Source organism: Acinetobacter sp. YH01018, from assembly GCF_013420295.1.
Classification (GTDB): domain Bacteria; phylum Pseudomonadota; class Gammaproteobacteria; order Pseudomonadales; family Moraxellaceae; genus Acinetobacter.
Map to the genome: position 1 here is coordinate 23,200 of NZ_VOYL01000011.1, position 17,629 is coordinate 40,828.

14 protein-coding genes and 1 pseudogene are annotated in these 17,629 nt (G+C 40.3%); 2 read left to right on the forward strand and 13 right to left on the reverse strand.

Features of this window, described 5'->3' with window-relative positions; genetic code table 11:
- Positions 1-28: 28 nt before the first annotated feature.
- The 13 genes and pseudogenes from gcvH to plsB form a co-directional block, all read right to left on the reverse strand.
- A complete protein-coding gene (gcvH, locus tag FTT83_RS05830) occupies positions 29-403 on the reverse strand; it encodes a glycine cleavage system protein GcvH (protein ID WP_086196973.1) in 375 nt (124 codons plus the stop codon).
- 71 nt (positions 404-474) lie between these two features.
- Entirely contained in the window at positions 475-1,503 is a 1,029-nt protein-coding gene (locus tag FTT83_RS05835; RefSeq protein WP_180042582.1) for an AraC family transcriptional regulator, read from the reverse strand.
- A gap of 108 nt (positions 1,504-1,611) precedes the next feature.
- Positions 1,612-2,061, reverse strand: coding sequence for a MaoC family dehydratase (locus tag FTT83_RS05840; RefSeq protein WP_180042581.1), 450 nt, complete (start codon positions 2,059-2,061; stop codon positions 1,612-1,614).
- Positions 2,061-3,914: an ABC transporter ATP-binding protein gene (locus FTT83_RS05845; protein ID WP_180081007.1), complete on the reverse strand. Its 1,854-nt coding sequence runs from the start codon at positions 3,912-3,914 to the stop codon at positions 2,061-2,063. The genes FTT83_RS05840 and FTT83_RS05845 overlap by 1 nt, the downstream gene beginning before the upstream one ends.
- Positions 3,915-4,115: 201 nt before the next feature.
- Positions 4,116-4,378: pseudogene (locus FTT83_RS05850) on the reverse strand (IS5/IS1182 family transposase); the annotation flags it as partial.
- A gap of 114 nt (positions 4,379-4,492) precedes the next feature.
- Positions 4,493-5,914 carry a deoxyribodipyrimidine photo-lyase gene (locus FTT83_RS05855; RefSeq protein ID WP_180176404.1) on the reverse strand — a complete coding sequence of 474 codons (1,422 nt, stop codon included), beginning with the start codon at positions 5,912-5,914 and terminating at the stop codon, positions 4,493-4,495.
- Positions 5,915-6,006: 92 nt separating this feature from the next.
- A complete protein-coding gene (locus FTT83_RS05860) occupies positions 6,007-7,263 on the reverse strand; it encodes a mechanosensitive ion channel family protein (protein ID WP_180176405.1) in 1,257 nt (418 codons plus the stop codon).
- Positions 7,264-7,477: 214 nt separating this feature from the next.
- Positions 7,478-8,014 (reverse strand): DUF2058 domain-containing protein, encoded by a 537-nt coding sequence (locus FTT83_RS05865; protein ID WP_180176406.1) that lies wholly within the window; start codon positions 8,012-8,014, stop codon positions 7,478-7,480.
- Positions 8,015-8,028: 14 nt separating this feature from the next.
- Positions 8,029-8,703, reverse strand: coding sequence for a YoaK family protein (locus FTT83_RS05870; protein ID WP_086196966.1), 675 nt, complete (start codon positions 8,701-8,703; stop codon positions 8,029-8,031).
- 32 nt (positions 8,704-8,735) lie between these two features.
- The gene (gene sstT / locus FTT83_RS05875; protein WP_180176407.1) at positions 8,736-9,929 is read right to left on the reverse strand and encodes a serine/threonine transporter SstT; all 1,194 of its coding nucleotides are present in this window, start codon (positions 9,927-9,929) and stop codon (positions 8,736-8,738) included.
- Between the two features lie 313 nt (positions 9,930-10,242).
- Complete coding sequence (locus FTT83_RS05880; protein WP_180176408.1) at positions 10,243-11,967, reverse strand: SulP family inorganic anion transporter; 1,725 nt, start codon at positions 11,965-11,967, stop codon at positions 10,243-10,245.
- A gap of 101 nt (positions 11,968-12,068) precedes the next feature.
- Positions 12,069-12,386, reverse strand: a complete 318-nt coding sequence (locus tag FTT83_RS05885) for a metalloregulator ArsR/SmtB family transcription factor (protein WP_086196964.1) — start codon at positions 12,384-12,386, stop codon at positions 12,069-12,071.
- Between the two features lie 199 nt (positions 12,387-12,585).
- A complete protein-coding gene (gene plsB, locus FTT83_RS05890) occupies positions 12,586-15,072 on the reverse strand; it encodes a glycerol-3-phosphate 1-O-acyltransferase PlsB (RefSeq protein ID WP_180176409.1) in 2,487 nt (828 codons plus the stop codon).
- Between the two features lie 266 nt (positions 15,073-15,338).
- Here plsB and cysK point away from each other — a divergent pair, with 266 nt between their 5' ends.
- Complete coding sequence (gene cysK, locus FTT83_RS05895) at positions 15,339-16,337, forward strand: cysteine synthase A (RefSeq protein ID WP_180176410.1); 999 nt, start codon at positions 15,339-15,341, stop codon at positions 16,335-16,337.
- A 347-nt stretch (positions 16,338-16,684) separates the two neighbouring features.
- A complete protein-coding gene (locus tag FTT83_RS05900) occupies positions 16,685-17,620 on the forward strand; it encodes a LysR substrate-binding domain-containing protein (RefSeq protein WP_180176411.1) in 936 nt (311 codons plus the stop codon).
- Positions 17,621-17,629: the final 9 nt, after the last annotated feature.

Sequence of the window (17,629 nt, forward strand, 5' to 3'; positions counted from 1 at the left end):
CAGGCTGATTTTTTTATTTAAAGCAGTATTACAAACCTGCTTCATATTCACTACTGGAAAGCAGTTTCTCTACATCCGCCATGTTGTCTGGCTTGATTTTATAAATCCAGCCTTTGCCATAAGGGTCATCATTGACAAAATCAGGATCATCTTCAAGTGCTGAGTTTACTTCAACCACTTCACCTGAAACAGGTGCATGAATATCAGAAGCCGTTTTCACCGATTCAACTACGCCTGCCTGTTCACCGGCAGTGATTTTCTGACCCACTTCTGGCGCTTCAACATAGACCAGGTCGCCCAAAGCATCTTGTGCATGGTCGGAAATCCCAGTAATAACCAGATCACCTTCAATTTTGACCCATTCGTGTGTACTTGCGTACTTTAACTCTGAAGGGTGATTCATGGATGACTCCTTTAAAATATTCAAATCATTTTTGCCATGTTTTATACATGTTTTTTGATAAAAACAAAAGTTTATAGATAAGGATCTTTACGCCAATTGCTTGGACTACGCCCACTCCAACGCTTAAATGCACGGCTGAAATTGGCGACATCGCTATAACCAATTTCATCGGCAATCTGCTCAAGCGTGTAATCAGTACGTGACAGCAGGGAAGTGGCATGCCGATAACGTACTTCATCTACCAATGTAGAAAATGAGGTGCCTTCGGCTGCCAGTTGACGTTTTAAAGTGCGATCCGACATATGCAGACGATCTGCCACATTTTCAATACTTAAATAATGCTGTTCAGAATTGGTCAAAATGTCACGCACCCGCATGGCTAGGCGGCGACGTTCGCCCAAGGCAGACAGTTCCGCTTCACACTGGTTAATCGCAATCTGGCTGGCAATTGGGTCAGCATTGACCATTTTCAAGCTCAGATATTTTTTATCAAAACTGCTTAATAGATGTGGCTGTTCGAAACGGAACTGATGCGATGGAAATTTTGCCATGTAACGTTCAAAACCGGACGGTTTGGGAAAATCAAAATCAATCTCCCCGGACAGGTCCTCACAACCGGTCAGGGCTTTGGCCATGGTAATAATGCCAAAGGTCAGGGCAATGGCAATTTCAGTACGTAAGGGTTCAATATCAAAATCACACTGCAACTGTAAGGTCGCTTTTTCACCAAAGGTGGAAAAATAAAGTTGTAAAAATGGCATACGTAGCTGGATAAACCGGTTCGCCAGTATCAGGGCATCAGTAATGTCATGTGCCGTCATAATGGCATAACCAATAAAACCATGAATCGAGATACGCATCTGGGTGCCCAAATGGAAACCCAGTGTCGGCTCGCCAGTTAAACGTAGTGCATGCTTGACCAGTTCATTGGCAACTGGTGTCGGAATACGAAAGTTGGGGTCTGCCAACTGTTCACTGTTTAAATGAAATGGGGTGAAGAGTGCTTCAGCAGTGTAACCCCAACGGGATACCACATCTAACAGCAGCAGTCCATAAACACCCGGTATGCCTTGATCCTGTCTTGGAGAAATCGTTTTCATGCGCCATCCATTGCATTCATTCGTTTTTCTATTTGTAGATGCCATATTGGTATGAGTTGAAACAGTATTCGATTAAAATTGTTGGACAATATTTTTAAAGCCTGAAAATTATTCAGGCTGAACATCTTTTTTAAAGACCACAATTTTAGTGGTTGAAATAAGTAATACATCATGGTTCTGATTGAATGCCTGAGTCACATAACTGACTATAGCTCGGTCATTTTTACTTTTTGATGGCGTAATTGCCACAATTTCGATCTCGACATGAATCTTATCGCCAGGACGGGTCGGACGCGGCCAGCGCAGGCTGGACTCTGAACCAATCAAACCATAAGCGACCGGAAAACACTCAGTCCATAAACGCATGGTAACTGCACAGGTGTGCCAGCCACTGGCAGCAATGCCCTGAAAAACAGGATGTGCTTTGGCCTCATGTTCATCAGTATGAAAAACTTGAGGATCATAAGCATGTGCAAACTGTTTGATTTCTTCTAAGGTCATTTCATATTCACGGCTAATGAAACGATCACCCACTTTTATATCTTCTAAATACAGCATCAATACATATCCTTTTTCTTCAATGCCTGTTGTTCGATTAAAAAACTGCCCGTCTGTCTTTGCCACAAATGTGCATAAATACCACCCAGCGCAACCAGTTCTTCATGCGTGCCTTGCTCTACAATGTTACCTTCATCCAGCACAATCAAACGGTCCATTTGTGCAATGGTGGATAGTCGATGGGCAATCGCAATCACGGTTTTACCTTGCATCAATTCATCCAGACTGGATTGAATTGCCGCCTCTACTTCAGAATCTAAGGCACTGGTGGCTTCGTCTAAAATCAGAATTGGCGCATCTTTTAAAAACACCCGGGCAATGGCGATACGCTGGCGTTGACCACCCGATAGTTTAACACCGCGTTCCCCCACATAGGCTTCATAGCCAGTTTTGCCACGCAAATCAGTGAGCTGTGGAATAAAATCTTCCGCCTTGGCTTTGCGCACGGCTTCAAACATCTCTTCATCTGTTGCATCGGGACGGCCATATTTAATATTTTCAGCCACGGTACGATGTAACAAAGAGGTATCCTGAGTTACAAAAGCAATATTTTTACGCAAACTGTCCTGAGTCACATCTTGAATATTTTGACCATCGATCGAAATACGACCTTGGTTAATATTATAAAAATGCAATAACAGTTGAATCAGGGTCGATTTTCCTGCACCAGAGCGGCCGACAATGCCAATTTTTTCTCCCGGTTTAATGGTTAAATTAAAATGATCAATCACATTTTTATTCTGATAAGCAAAACTGACATCTTCAAATTTAATTTCACCATGCTGTACCTGTAAAGGTTGTGCATCCGGTTTGTCCTGAATGTGAATTGGCCGTCCCAAGGTTTTCATACCATCCTGAATGGTTCCGACATTTTCGAACAGTGCGGATGACTGCCACATCATAAATTCGGCAATACTGTTGAGTTTTAAAATCATGGCGGTCGTTGCAGCAATAATACCGAGTTCGGCCTGACCGTTGATCCATAACCAGATGGCGGTACCTAAAACGCCACCATATAAAACCACACTGAGTAAATTGATGCTGATCTCATACTGTGTGCCCAGGCGCATTTGTTTATATACCGTGATCATGAAATCTTGCATGGATGCTTTGGCATACTTGCTTTCACGCCCAGCATGTGCAAATAGTTTCACGGTTTGAATATTGGTGTAAGCGTCGGTAACACGACCAGTCATGACTGCACGGGCATCGGCCTGCTGGCTTGAAATCTGGCTTAAACGTGGAATAAAAAAGCAGGCAGCACAAATAAACAGTACCAGCCAAAGCAGCAGAGGCAAAATCAGCAACGGAGAAATTGCCCCCAGAACCAGACTGATCGTGACAAAGTAGATCAGAACATAGGCAAGCATATCACCCAAAATCACCCAAAATTCACGTACCGCCAGTGAAGTCTGCATTACTTTGGCAGATAAACGTCCGGCAAAGTCGTTGTGAAAAAAGTCTAGACTTTGCTGTAACAGTAAATTATGGAAACGCCAGCGTAAACGCATGGGAAAAGTACTGTATAAAATTTGATGCTTGATAATAGACTGTATATTGGCAAATAAGATATTGGCCAGCAGAATGCAGCTCAAGATCGTAAGATTTTGGCTATGTTCAGCCAAAAAAATGTCTGGTTGACTCTTGCTTAGCCAGTTCACCAAATCACCGATTTTAGAATAAAGAAAGGCTTCAAAACTTGCAGCAGCTGCAGTAAACAGCACCAGCAACAATAAATAAGGGCGCACACCTTGAGCGGCTTGCCAGACAAAAGGGAAAAAACGGGTAGGAAGTGGTTCGTTTAAACCTTTGGATGGATAAGGATCGACGAGTTTTTCAAACCACTGCAACATGCGAATTTCCTTGAGTAAATGGCTGTTAGGTTGAATATTATTGCAACTTCAATAGTATAAATAATAATTTAATGAATATCTAAAAGTCTGATTAAATCAGTAAACTTTTCATTTTAACGGCTTTGTTACATAAATATTTAAAAGCTGAATTTACTCCAAATCATTAAAATTTAGGAGATCACTTGGGTATGAAGGTCTACCTCACTGGGTAAATTTGTTCAGTACAGCCACACATACATGAATTTCATTAACCTGGCTTTGAAAATGTCTTGAAGTTAATTGATCACCTAACAATTTGATACAGTGCATTTTGGCGTCATCTAAACTTCGTCGATGATAGCCCCCGATCATTTTTTTCAGAAAGTTCTACCTGAGAAACACTGCTTCGCAAGATTAATGGTTTGAATTAATTCATTTCGATCAATTGAACTGATTTTAGAATTTTTTTAGGGCTTGGCATTCTTTTAGGTGGATTCTCCTCAGCACCTTAGAGCAGCATTCAACTGAAACGATTTGTAGATTGCAGTAGTTTTGGGTCTCGCCCTGATTGAACAGGGCGATTCTTTAATATTTCCAAGTCAGATTGCCTTAAACGCCTCTATGGCACGCTTGCGCGATAAGCTTAAATCCACAATTGCCCGTGGGTAATTTAATTTTCGCACCTGTGGGTAAGCATAAGGATCATGGATTTTTTTTGCATCCAGATGTGCCAGTTCCGGTACCCATGTTCGGATATAATCGCCGTTTTTATCAAACTTTTGCGATTGGGTGATTGGGTTGAAGATTCGGAAATAGGGTACTGAATCGGTTCCCGTTGAAGCACACCATTGCCAGCCACCATTATTTGCGGCCAAATTGCCATCAATTAAATGCTGCATAAACCATTTTTCACCCAGACGCCAGTCAATCAGCAGGTTCTTGGTTAAGAACATTGCTGTAATCATACGTACCCGGTTGTGCATCCAACCGGTTTGCAGCAACTGACGCATACCCGCATCTACAATGGGAATTCCAGTCTGACCTTGTTGCCAGGCATGCAGGTCTTGCTCAGCATTACGCCATTGAATCTTCTCAGTATTGCTTTTAAAAGGTTTATGTTTGGAAACGGCAGGAAACTGATAAAGAATGTGTTGATAGAACTCACGCCACAACAATTCATCCAGCCAGGTTTGTTGTCCCGCATTGTCTATATGAAAATGACCATTTTGTTTTCTAAACACGGCTCGTAAGCACTGCCTGATTGAAACCGCACCGATATTTAAGTAAGCAGACAATCGGCTGGTTGAATTAAGATCAGGAAAATCCCGTTCCTGTTGATACTGCTGTATTTTAGAGTCAACAAAATGATTCAAAATATTCAGTGCATAGTCTTCCGTTACCGGCCAAAGCTGCTGTAACTGATCTGATACAGAGCTTTGCATATATGTTGATGCACTGTTTTTCGTTTTTTCTGATTCCAGGTTCAGCGCTATTTTTTCCTGCTTTGCCACTGCTGGATAACATTGCTGTAGGCCAATGCCAAGTAATTCATAACAGCGTTTTTTAAACGCACTAAACACCTGATAAGGCTGATTAGATTTATTTGTGATTGAACCGACAGGAAAAATCGTCTGGTCATGATAAAGCTCAAGCGAAATCTGATGCTTTTCCAGATTTTGTTGCGTTTGGGCATCTCGTTTTAATTCATTCACTCCAATTTCAATATTGGCATGTACAGCGTCAATACCAAGTCGCAGACAAAGCTGCAGCATCTCATTGGGGACATCTTTCCATAAAGGAATGTGCTTGATCAGCAGTGGAATATTTAGCTGATTGAGCTGTGATTTTAGCGTTTCCAGTTGGCGTAAATAAAATATTTGTTTGGCAGGGCTGTCATCATGTCGTTGCCATTGCTCAGGTGAGAGAATCACCAAGGCAACACAGTTTCCAGATTGAGCTGCATGCCAAAGTGCAGCATGGTCTTGTATACGCAAGTCCTGTCGAAACCATATTAATTGCATGAACGGGGGATGCCTTATTTTCAGTTGAATCATTCAAGTACAAATAAGAATAATAGCAATACGTTTTAACTATTGCATCAGCCCGTTTGTTTTTAAAGTTCGGCTTGATCTGCTGAACGTGCGGTGAATTGCCTGAAATCCGCACCGGATGGTGCCTGATAAACTCTTAAACCAAATTCCGGGACAATTGCAATCAAATGATCAAAGATATCAGACTGTATCGCCTCATAATCTTTCCATACTGTCGTATTTGCAAAAGCATAAATTTCCAGGGGCAAACCTTCACTGGTCGGTTGTAATTGTCGAATAATCAGCGATTGATTTTGCGCGATGCCTGAATGCTGTTTTAAGTAAAACTCAACATAGGCGCGGAAGGTACCTAAATTGGTTAAACGGCGCTGATTGTATAAAGATTGGTTCGAGAGTTGCTGGTTAAAGCTTTCCAGCTCATCATGTTTGCTATTTAAATATTGATCCAGCAATAAAAAATCTTTTAGTTTTTGCTGCTCATCCGGTGTCATAAAATGCACACTACTTTGATCAATAAAGATGGACCTTTTGATACGGCGTACTCCAGCATACGCCATACCGCGCCAGTTTTTAAAAGTATCTGTTACCAGCTTATTGGTTGGAATAGTGGTTAAGGTTTTGTCAAAATTTTGCACGGTAATGGTATGTAATGACATATCAATGACATCACCGTCGGCATTCAGTGAAGGCATTTCTATCCAGTCACCAATTCGCACCATGTCATAAGATGAAATTTGTACTGAGGCTACCAAGGAGAGAATGGTATTTTGAAATATCAACATCAGTACTGCTGCCATGGCACCAAAACCTGCCAGCAAAGTAAAGACATCTTTTTTGAGGAAAGTACCTAAAATCATCAAGCCACAGACAATAAAGATAATCAGCTTAACCAGCTGTAAATAACCTTTAATTGGTTTGTTTTTTGATTTGGGATTACGTTGATAAACCAGATTGAAAATACTTAAAAATTCACTGATGGCTAAAGCAAGAGTGAGAAAAATAAATGCCTGTGCCGCCATCTGAACAAAAACAATGACTTTTTCTGAAAGATGCGGAACAGTGACAATACCATTCATAATCACAATCGCTGGCACAATGTTTGAAACCCGGCGGATAACACTATGCTGGGCAAAAATGTCCTGATTGACAAATTTCATCTTGGAAATCAGTTGGCGGATACCACGAACCACGACTTGCTTGGCAATAAAATTTGCCAGGAGTGCCAGTAAAATTAAAATACTGAGAGAGGTGAACATTTCTAGCCATGGATAGTGATCTGACCAGTCCTGAATATTTTGTATGAATGCCAATTGTTCCAAAAAATTATCCTGAATTTTTTAAATTATGGAATAGTGTATAGCGTTATTTTTTGATTATTATAAAGATAACGTTTTATATACATGAACTCAAATAAAATTCACCAGCTGGGCTGATGCTGAAATTACTTAATTTCTTATCATTATTCTGTTCTTGTTATCTATGCCAATACGAATACTGGCATAGTGAATTCCTTCAACGATTGATGAACTGGACTTACCACATTAAATCATCAGGAATGACGTAGGCTGCATATGGATCGTCTTCATCGGTGGTCTGTTCATTCTTTTCAGAATTGTTGACAATAATGAAGCCTTCCATCTTGTCGTTAATGCGCTCTGCCAAGGCTTTAGGCAAAATGGCATAACTATCTGCTTCTTTTGCAATAATGAGTGAACCTGCAACCAGCGCATTGTAAATCTGCTGATTGAGATAAATCTTTTTGACTTTATTGTCATCAATAAATTGATAGGCAACTTCGCCATCGGTGTCTTTAATTTTGTGCTGATTGATCATTTGCACAATGGCAGCTTTTAATTCTTTACCCTGTAACAGGCGTTTTTTTTCTAAATCCAGCGCCTGATCGCGAGCCAGCTTTTCTTGCTGGTCTTGAGCAATTTTGGCCTTTAATTCAGCTTCATTGCTTTGTCCGGTACGTTGCTCATGTACTGCCTGTTTTGACAGTTTTTTAGCCTTTTTATTATCGACTAAACCCGCTTTTAGCAATTGAGCCTGTAATGCATTTTTGACCATAATAAATTCCGATATTACTCTTGAGTCTGCCGATAACGATAATAAATAACCCAATAAATCAAGCTAAGTGTCCAGCTTAACATCACTGGGACGAGGTAGGCATGCAATTTTAAATAAGGATAAATCACGCTGGCAAGTAGACCGCCAATGAAAAATCCAAATAAAATGAGCAAGTGCAGAATAATACGTCTACGTTCTACTTTTAGTCCCCGTAACCTGTAGCCTAAAGCCAAGCCCAAATCTGTCAAAACACCCGATAAGTGGGTTGTACGAATAATCGTACCTTTATAATGACTGACCATAGCATTCTGGATACCCATGGCACCACATGCCCAGAGTAAGGCATAACGCGGGAAATAGGGAAGTAAAAGCCAACATAACAGGATAAAAAAAGCCACCAGACTTAAAGGAAAACCGTAGCGGCGTCCTAACTTAAACTGACTATTTCCGAGTATAAATCCACTATAAAATGAACCAATGACATAGCATAGAATAACCAGGATTAAGTAAAGGATGTGTTCAGGTTGCCACTTGAGTAAAGCCATGGCCAACATGCTGACATTTCCGGTCATATGGGAAACGGACTGATGCAGCACGGTCACCAGTCCGAGAACGTTAATCATTCCTGCATTGACTGCAAGAAAAAAAGCCCCTAATTGAACCCAGAGCGGTAAAGTTTGAAAAGGCATAACGTCACAAAAAAAACTTAATAATGACTATCTTAATCCAAACCGCGGTCAACGGCAGCAGTAAATAGCACATCTGTTGAAGAATTTAATGCAGTTTCTGTTGAATCCTGCAATACGCTAATCACCATACCAATGGCTACCACTTGCATGGCGACATCCGAACTGATCCCAAACAGGCCACAAGCGACAGGAATCAGCAATAAAGATCCACCGGCAACACCGGAAGCACCACAAGCTGAAATGGTTGCCAGTACCGATAAAACCAGCATGGTGGTGAAATCCACCGAAATACCCAATGTATTCACAGTGGCTAAGGTGAGAACGGTAATGGTAACAGCAGCCCCCGCCATATTAATCGTTGCTCCTAAAGGAATGGCAACGCTGGCTGTAGATTCAGCAACACCTAAACGTTTGGCCAAATCCAGATTCACAGGAATATTGGCTGCCGAACTGCGAGTAAAAAACGCCGTAATGCCACTTTCGCGTAAACATTGTAAAACCAGTGGATAGGGATTTGCACGGGTCACAAAGGCCACCATCATTGGATTGACTACCAATGCCACAAACAACATGGTGCCAATCAATACTACTAACAATTGTGCATAGCTCTCAAACGTACTTAATCCAGCTTCTGCAAAGGTCACGGCAACCAGACCAAAAATACCCACCGGGGCAAAATTGATGACCAAACGGATCACGCTATTGACGGCATTTGCAGCATCGGTGAGCAATACTTTTGTTGAGTCATGGGCATGACGGAATGCAACCCCCAAAGCAACAGCCCAGGCCAAAATACCAATAAAGTTGGCTTCACTAATCGCAACCACAGGATTGGCCACAAAACTTAAAAGCAGGTTTTTTAAGATTTCAATCAGACTACCTGGTGGTTGCAAGTCTGCATTTGCGGGAATATCCAAAAACAAGGTACTTGGAAAAATGATACTGGCAATTACGGCACTTAATGCAGCCAGTAACATTCCAATTGCATACATTAGTATGATGGGTTTAATTTTCGCGCTATGTCCGACTTTAAAATTAGCAATAGAGGCTAAAACCAGCACAAAAACTAAAATGGGTGCAACAGATTTAAGTGCTTTAATAAACAGGTCACCTAACAGGCTTAAATAAGGAGCCAGATTCGGGAACAAAACAGCAACACCAATACCCAGAATAATGGCGATAATAATTCGGGAGACTAAACTCAAACGCATTAAAGCAGAAAACATAAAGGTGCCTTGTTACAAATACGAGGACTAAAAAATCACAAAAAATATTCGGCATTTTATACCTAAAAGTGATATGGCTAAAAAATAATTTCCATATAAAAACTAACTGCTTATTTTTAAAGTTGATATTTTTAGTTTTTCATCAAATTTTTGCCATATTTTTTAAATATTCAAATAATACAAATGCTTCCGATTATTCTGCTGTGTTGTACTCTGTTAAAAGATTCTATTTTCAAGCTCTTAATAAAATATCAAAGGCAGTCTCAAAAAACCACAGCAGAAATTGAGTGAGATCATTTATATCTGATTTGTCTTAAAATACTTCCGGGGAAAGTTCTTGCATGGCCTGAAAATGAGACAGATAAATCCGGCCACTTAAGTGATGCAGCAGTTTTGAATGTTGTAATTTATCCATCACTGGACCCTTAATTTCGGAAAAATTCAGTTTAATGTTCAGTTTATTTAACTCGGCATTCAGGTCTTCCAGCATTTCCAGCGCGCTCAGATCGATGGCACTAATACTGGAGCAGTTAATGACCACATGCTCTAAATCTGTATACTGACTCACGGCATTAATCAGAAAACCTTTAAAGGTATTGGCATTTAGAAAGGTCAGATTTTCATCTATCCGCATGGACAGGACTGTGTCTGAGGTCAGTACCTGATGACGCTGTATATTTCTAAAATGCTGGGTTCCTTCAACCAGACCAATGACGGCAATATGCGGACGGCTGATCCGCCACAGCAGCAGAATAAAGGTAGAAACAATACCCAGTAGCAAACCAGTCGAGATATCGATGCAGAGCACACCAAAGAAGGTAATCCACATGGCAATACCATCAGCTTTGGAATAATGCCAGGTTTCAATAAAGGGCTTGAAATCAACCAGTTTCCAGATAGAAACGATGATGGTGGCGGCCAGAATACCTAAAGGCAAATCACGGAAAAAGCCGGTAAAATAAAGACTGACCACTACAATAAGCAGAGATGAAATGACCCCTGCCAGCGGAGTTTTGGCACCGGCATCTGCATTGACCACCGTGCGCGATAAGCTTCCGGTAACCGGAAATGCTGAGCTGAGCCCGGCACTTAAATTGGATAAACCCAATGCGATAAGTTCCTGGTTACTATTTAAATGACTGCGTTGCTGTAGGGCAGTCGCTTGAGCAATAGATAAAGACTCGACAAAGCTGATCATGGCGATCATTGCTGCACCGGGTAACAAGGTAATGACCAGATCCAGACTCCAGTAGGGCATACTCAGCGGGGGAAAACCTGAGGGGATTTCTCCTACTGTTTTAATGCCTACGGCTTTTAAATCCAGAAAATAGACCGCCGCAATTGAAATGACCACCAAACTTAAAGGTAAGGCTTTCGTCATAAATGCAGTCGACCCTATTCGGCTTTGCACAGCATTGGACTGTAAAACTTTAGGGAAATAAATCAGAAAAATGAGCGCAAGCATGCCAAACATCAAAGAGGCGAAATTGCTGTACCTTAGATATTGCCAAACGCTGACTACAAACTCAGGGATATTATTCGCCTTTAAAGGTACATCGACCAGAAATTTGAATTGACCCAAAGCAATCAGCAGCGCAGAAGCAATAATAAAACTCTTGATGACCGGATGACTAATCAGCTGAATCAGAAAGCCAAATCGAAATATCCCGAGCAATAAGGAAATGACACCCACCATTAGTGCAAGCAGGCAGGCAGCCTGTATATAAACTGGTGAGCCAACCTCAAATAACGGATTGAGTGTCGCGAAAGTCATCATGGAAATAATCGCGACCGGGCCAATAGAAAGCGTAGGACTGCTCCCGACCATGGCGTAAATGATCATGGGCAAAATACTGGCATACAGTCCCGTAATGGGCGGTAGTCCTGCCAGCATGGCATAGGCCATACCTTGCGGAACCAGCATTGCAATGACAATAAGAGCTGAAAGAAGGTCAGATTTAAACTTGGTCGGGTTGTAGGTACGCAGCCAGCGCCAAGCGGGTAATAGCGCCGTTAAGCGAGAATTTAAATCTGACATATCTAAAGCTAAATCACTATTTTAGATATATTATGCATAAAAAATGCTAAGAAGTCTTATCAGGACGATTACATCTTCTCAATTTTCTTTTATTTATATGATTAAATTAAATTTTTAGGACAATAGAGTTGATATAGGGTATTGAGTACCTGAACCAGTTTTTCATCTTTAATGGAATAAAAAATCTGTTTTCCATCGCGACGTGTGGTCACCATATCGCTTTTACGTAGCATCATCAGTTGCTGTGATAAGGTAGGCTGGCTTATTTTTGTCGTCTGTTCTATTTGGGAGACATTTAATTCTTGTTTGGCAAGATGACATAAAATAAGTAAACGATCTGTATTGGCTAATGATTTTAATATTGTGACAACAACATCAATAGACTCATGCATAGAAGCAATTTCAAGATCGGTGTTCATACAGCATTTCCATACTACGCAACAGTAACTTAGGCAGTATACTGCCTGATTAATCTCATATAGGATGAAAATGTAACATTTTCAATGGTTTTTTATGAAAGTAATTATCAGATATTCTTATATCCATTAAAATAAGGCATTTAATCCAGATTAAATGCCTGATAGCAATGCAAAATATGATTCATCAATTTTTATGGGTCTATTTAAATCCTTTTAATTCTTTTTCATTAAAATGCACGGCTTCAGTGATTGCCTGACGCGTTTCAGGATTATACCAGTTAAAAATTGCAGACATTTTTTCTTCAAAATCATCGCTAATGACAAAATGATTTTCTTGAGTACTGAGCAGACTTTTTTCTTTTAATATAGCAATAAAGCTTTTTAATGTGGCGCTGTCAAAATAATAACCGGCCTGAATCTTTTTGGTTTGTGACAGTTTGTTCAGTACAGCTTTACCCATTTTCTCCAGTTCTTTCAGGCTCAGTGCTTGCAGCGAAGCATACTGCTGAAGTAATGTAGCAATCATCGTCATGTTATTCAGGCTAGAAGCAGACAAATGGGCCAATGTTACAAGCTGGTTTTGCATGTGTTCATCGGCTGGGATAGAAAGGGTTTGATCCTGACGAACAATCCAGCCTAAATGTTCTAAACCTTTTATAATGAGTGTGATTTCTTTTTCTAATTCATCCATAGACCATTTTAAGAAAAATTCTTCTTTAAAATAGGGATAGATACTTTTAACACTATCAATTAAATAATGCGTAGAGATTTTTTTATATGAATGCACCAGCATTGCAATTAATGCCGGTAAAATAAAACAGTGTAGAATATTATTACTAAAATAACTTAATAGAATTTTTTGACTTTCGGCAACGCGCACCCAGTTTTGGTTATTTTGGCTGAAGATTTCAACCTGTTTTAATTTTGCAGCATATTGAATAATCTCTGTGCTCGATAATTCTGTCATGATCATTTTTGCATCATATTTCGTTATTTTTAATAAATGACGATATTGATCAATTTTTCCGATTAAATCATGTTCAGTTAAAGCATGATGTTCAGCATTTAGTAAAATCAGCGAGATTAAAGAGATTGGATTAATCACTACTGCTTTATTAATATTTTCCAGAATTGAATTAGCAACTTGATTGACGGTTTGAATCACAGGTTGGGGTAATTCATCGTGAATATTGAGTTTAATGTGCTTGGCCTGATGCTCGGATAAAACCTGATCCAGAAAAACCGGCTCGCCAAAATTGACGTGCACCTGCCCAAAGACTTTTTCAATTTTACGGACTGAACTCAAGATCCCCCAAATCGATTCGGCTTCTTTGGGTTTGCCATTCAGTTCATTTAAATAAGAGGTGCCTTCAATCAGTTTTTCATAACCAAAATAGGTCGGAATAAAGGCTATCGGCTTGGTTGCACCACGTAAATGGCTTTGTACCGTCATCGACAGCATGCCTTTTTTCGGTGGTAACAGCAGACCAGTCCGTGAGCGTCCACCTTCAATAAAGTATTCCAAAGGCGTGTTACGCGACAATAAACTATGTAAATATTCTTTAAAAACAGAAGTATATAATTCATTGCCGCTAAAAGTACGACGGATGAAATAAGCACCGCCGCCACGCATGATCTGACCGACCACAGGCAAGTTGAGGTTAATGCCTGCCGCAATATGCGGCACCATCAAGCCACGGTTAAAAATCACATAAGACAGCAGTAAATAATCGATATGACTGCGATGGCATGGGGTATAAACAATTTCGTAATCTTTGGCCAGCTCGCGCACGGTATCGAAATTATGCACTTCAATTCCATCATAAAGTTGCGTCCAGAGTTTGGTCAGCGCCAGTTCGGCAAAACGTAGGGTAGAATAGGAAAAGTCCGACACCACTTCGGTTAAATAGCCTTTGGCACGATTCTCTGCTTCGAACATGCTGATTTTGTTGTCAATACTTTCTTTACGAATGGCATCTTGCACCGTTTCTGTTTTCATTAACTTGTTAATGAGATTACGGCGGTCGGATAAGTCGGGACCTAAAATGGCTTCTTTGTATTTATTGAAATTGCTATTGAGTTCCTTGACCACAGAATGTGCCGGGGAAAAGTTTGGATATTCAATTTTAGATTTTTCTATAGCTGCTCTTAGGGAAAGCGGTTTGTGAAATTCAATATAGTTTTCACGGCTATATAAAGAAATATTCAAGGCCTGCTTTAATTTGGACGGTGTCGCCCAGGCATCGGCAAATAAGGCTTTAAACCAGGAGTCTTCATATTCGGGTGAGCGGCCCCATAAAACCGTCACCGGAACCAGTTCAATATCGTATGCGGGATATTTTTCCAGAGCTTCAATCAGCCGAATGAGCTTGGCTGAATAATGATAGGTTTGATTTTGTGAGTTGGGGAGGTTTAAAGCCAGAATAGAATCATCTTCCTGCAACTCCTGAATGCTGAAAGGCGTAAAAACAGAAGGCAGTTGGCGTGCTTTGGCTTCAGTATCAATCAGGACCGTGTTGCTTAAGGATGCATCTTGTAATACATAGCAAATTATTTTTTTATCCGTTTGATATTCTAAAGTTTTTTTTAATTTTTCAGTATTACCCAAGACTTGAGGAGTCACAATTTTATCTAAAATTTTCTGTGTAAATTGTCGATAGAATCGGCTATAACTCTTATGAGACATGTGATTCCCTAAATCAGTTTTCATTTGCTGGATATTGTGTGCAATTGCATGAATAAATACAAACTTTATTGATGACAATTACGTCATTTAAGTGGTAACTCTTTGGTCAATATTACAAGCTTATCGGTTTAAAAAGCATTGTTTTTTAGATTGAAATCACAACTTAAGTTGAATAAGCATAGCAATAGAAAAACTTATCTTGAAAGTGTAAATGGCTTATGATGAGCGCATGACTTTAAAATCAAAAGACAGCTCAAGGAGTTAAAATGAGTACTGATTCTGCTTTTCCAGCACCGAACAATTTAGCCATAGCGGTTTATAGTGATAATGCTGAAGCGATTGGCAATACACCTTTAATTCGTATTAATCGTGCCATTTCATCCGATGCAACCGTATTGGCAAAAGTTGAAAGCCGTAATCCGGCATTCTCGGTGAAATGTCGGGTAGGTGCCGCTTTAATTGCAGATGCTGAAGAAAAAGGTTTGCTTAAACCGGGCATGCATATTGTCGAGCCAACCAGTGGCAATACCGGTATTGCACTGGCATTTGTTGCAGCTGCTAAAGGTTATGACATTACCTTAACCATGCCTGCAAGCATGAGTGTTGAGCGCCGTAAGGTGCTGAAGGCTTTTGGTGCAAATCTGGTACTGACTGAGCCGGCCAAAGGCATGAAAGGTGCGGTCGATGAAGCAGTACGTTTAGCCACTGAACAACCGGATGTGTATTTTTTACCGCAACAGTTTGAAAACCCGGCCAACCCGAAAATCCATGAACAGACCACAGGCCCCGAAATTTGGGAAGCTACTGGCGGTAAAGTCGATATCTTGGTATCTGGCGTCGGTACGGGTGGCACCATTTCCGGTATTTCACGTTATTTTGAACAGGTAAAAAATCAGCCGCTTTATTCGGTTGCTGTGGAACCTGCGGAATCACCGATTATTGGTCAGGCGAAACGTGGCGAGCCATTGACTCCGGGACCGCATAAAATTCAGGGCATTGGCGCCAACTTTATTCCTAAAAACCTGGATCTGGATTTAGTGGATGAAGTGATTGCGATTGAAAGTGCTACAGCTATTGAATGGGCACGCAAAACAGCAACCCATGACGGTATTCTGGTGGGTATTTCAAGTGGTGCAGCCATGGCAGCCGCAGCTCAATTGGCAGCACGTCCTGAAAATGCCGGTAAAAACATTGTAGTGATTTTACCTGATGCCGGTGAGCGTTATTTATCTTCAGTATTGTTTGAAGATATTTCAGCAGATTAATTGCTCACACGTTAAGGTTTGACTTAAATTTGAGAGGTTCAGGTTTAAGTCAAACCGTTTGAGTGATTTGTTTCTTTAGCGTTCTTTTATCATTCCTTTTATTTCTCTTGTGCAGACTTGAAATACATTTCAATTCCGTTCGGGGAGAAAAATAAAGAGTGTATCAACAAGGGTGAAAGAGGTCTGTTATGTTATTTTGATTTTTATTGATAGAATTTATTTTATAAGCTTCAGCCAAAGCTTATTCGCATGGCATGCTATTTCGGTATAAATGGACATTGGAAATAGCACTCAAAAGGCAGATGATGTATTGCCTCTACAAATTAAAGATTTAGGGATTTGAATCGGTGTTTGAGCTCGACTGTAAATTACTCAGCGTTTTTCTTTATATTTATAAATATAAAAGTGTTTCCATCGCGGCTGAATATCTGGCCATGAGTCAGCCCACGGTCAGCAATATCCTGAATAAAATCCGCCAGCATTATAATGACCCACTTTTTTTAAGAATCGGCAATGAAATGGTGCCGACTGAACTGTCGAAACAGCTGTTCCCACTGGTCAGTGAAGCCTTAAGTAAAGTTGAAATCATCAATAATTTCACCGTTGATTTTGACCAGACTACTTCACAGCAGAAATTTACTATTGCCATGACCGATGTGTCGCATTTGGTGTTATTGCCTAAAATTTCCCAATATTTAAAACAGCATGCTTCAAATATTCGTTTAAATGTTCGCGCCATTACTTCTGAAACCAGTTATCAAATGGCCAATGGAGAAATTGATTTGGCGATTGGTTTTTTACCCCATCTGGAAAATGGTTTTTATCAGCAAAAACTGTTTGAGCAATATTATGTGGTGATTGCATCCAAAAACCATCCGCGGCTGAGCGAAAACAGTCTAAGCACTGAACAATATATCAATGAACCCCATATCGATATTGATGCCGGAATGGGGCATTATCATATTGAAAATGAATTGTTAAATTTAGAACTGAAACGTAATATCTTGATGCGCTTGCCCAGTTATCTGGGCGTTGGTCTGGTGGTACAGGAAACAGATGCAATTGCGACCGTACCTTATTATTTAAGTGAAGTGTTATTGTCGCGCGGCAATTTACAGATTTTTGATGCACCGATTACTTTTCCCACCTATGCAGTCAAGCAATATTGGCATATGTCCTGCCATCACAAGACCAGCCATCAATGGCTGAGACAGATGTGTTATGAATTGTTCTCGAAAATGAATGACCTGGATGACCCTATGCATAAAATCATTCATCAATAATTGATTTAT

Excerpts from the sequence above, each read along its gene's own strand:
- FTT83_RS05855 (WP_180176404.1), bottom strand. The coding sequence starts at position 5,914 with ATGCAATTAATATGGTTTCGACAGGACTTGCGTATACAAGACCATGCT.
- FTT83_RS05880 (WP_180176408.1), bottom strand. The coding sequence starts at position 11,967 with ATGTCAGATTTAAATTCTCGCTTAACGGCGCTATTACCCGCTTGGCGC.
- sstT (WP_180176407.1), bottom strand. The coding sequence starts at position 9,929 with ATGTTTTCTGCTTTAATGCGTTTGAGTTTAGTCTCCCGAATTATTATC.
- gcvH (WP_086196973.1), bottom strand. The coding sequence starts at position 403 with ATGAATCACCCTTCAGAGTTAAAGTACGCAAGTACACACGAATGGGTC.
- plsB (WP_180176409.1), bottom strand. The coding sequence starts at position 15,072 with ATGTCTCATAAGAGTTATAGCCGATTCTATCGACAATTTACACAGAAA.
- FTT83_RS05845 (WP_180081007.1), bottom strand. The coding sequence starts at position 3,914 with ATGTTGCAGTGGTTTGAAAAACTCGTCGATCCTTATCCATCCAAAGGT.
- FTT83_RS05885 (WP_086196964.1), bottom strand. The coding sequence starts at position 12,386 with ATGAACACCGATCTTGAAATTGCTTCTATGCATGAGTCTATTGATGTT.
- FTT83_RS05865 (WP_180176406.1), bottom strand. The coding sequence starts at position 8,014 with ATGGTCAAAAATGCATTACAGGCTCAATTGCTAAAAGCGGGTTTAGTC.
- FTT83_RS05840 (WP_180042581.1), bottom strand. The coding sequence starts at position 2,061 with ATGCTGTATTTAGAAGATATAAAAGTGGGTGATCGTTTCATTAGCCGT.
- cysK (WP_180176410.1), top strand. The coding sequence starts at position 15,339 with ATGAGTACTGATTCTGCTTTTCCAGCACCGAACAATTTAGCCATAGCG.
- FTT83_RS05870 (WP_086196966.1), bottom strand. The coding sequence starts at position 8,703 with ATGCCTTTTCAAACTTTACCGCTCTGGGTTCAATTAGGGGCTTTTTTT.
- FTT83_RS05835 (WP_180042582.1), bottom strand. The coding sequence starts at position 1,503 with ATGAAAACGATTTCTCCAAGACAGGATCAAGGCATACCGGGTGTTTAT.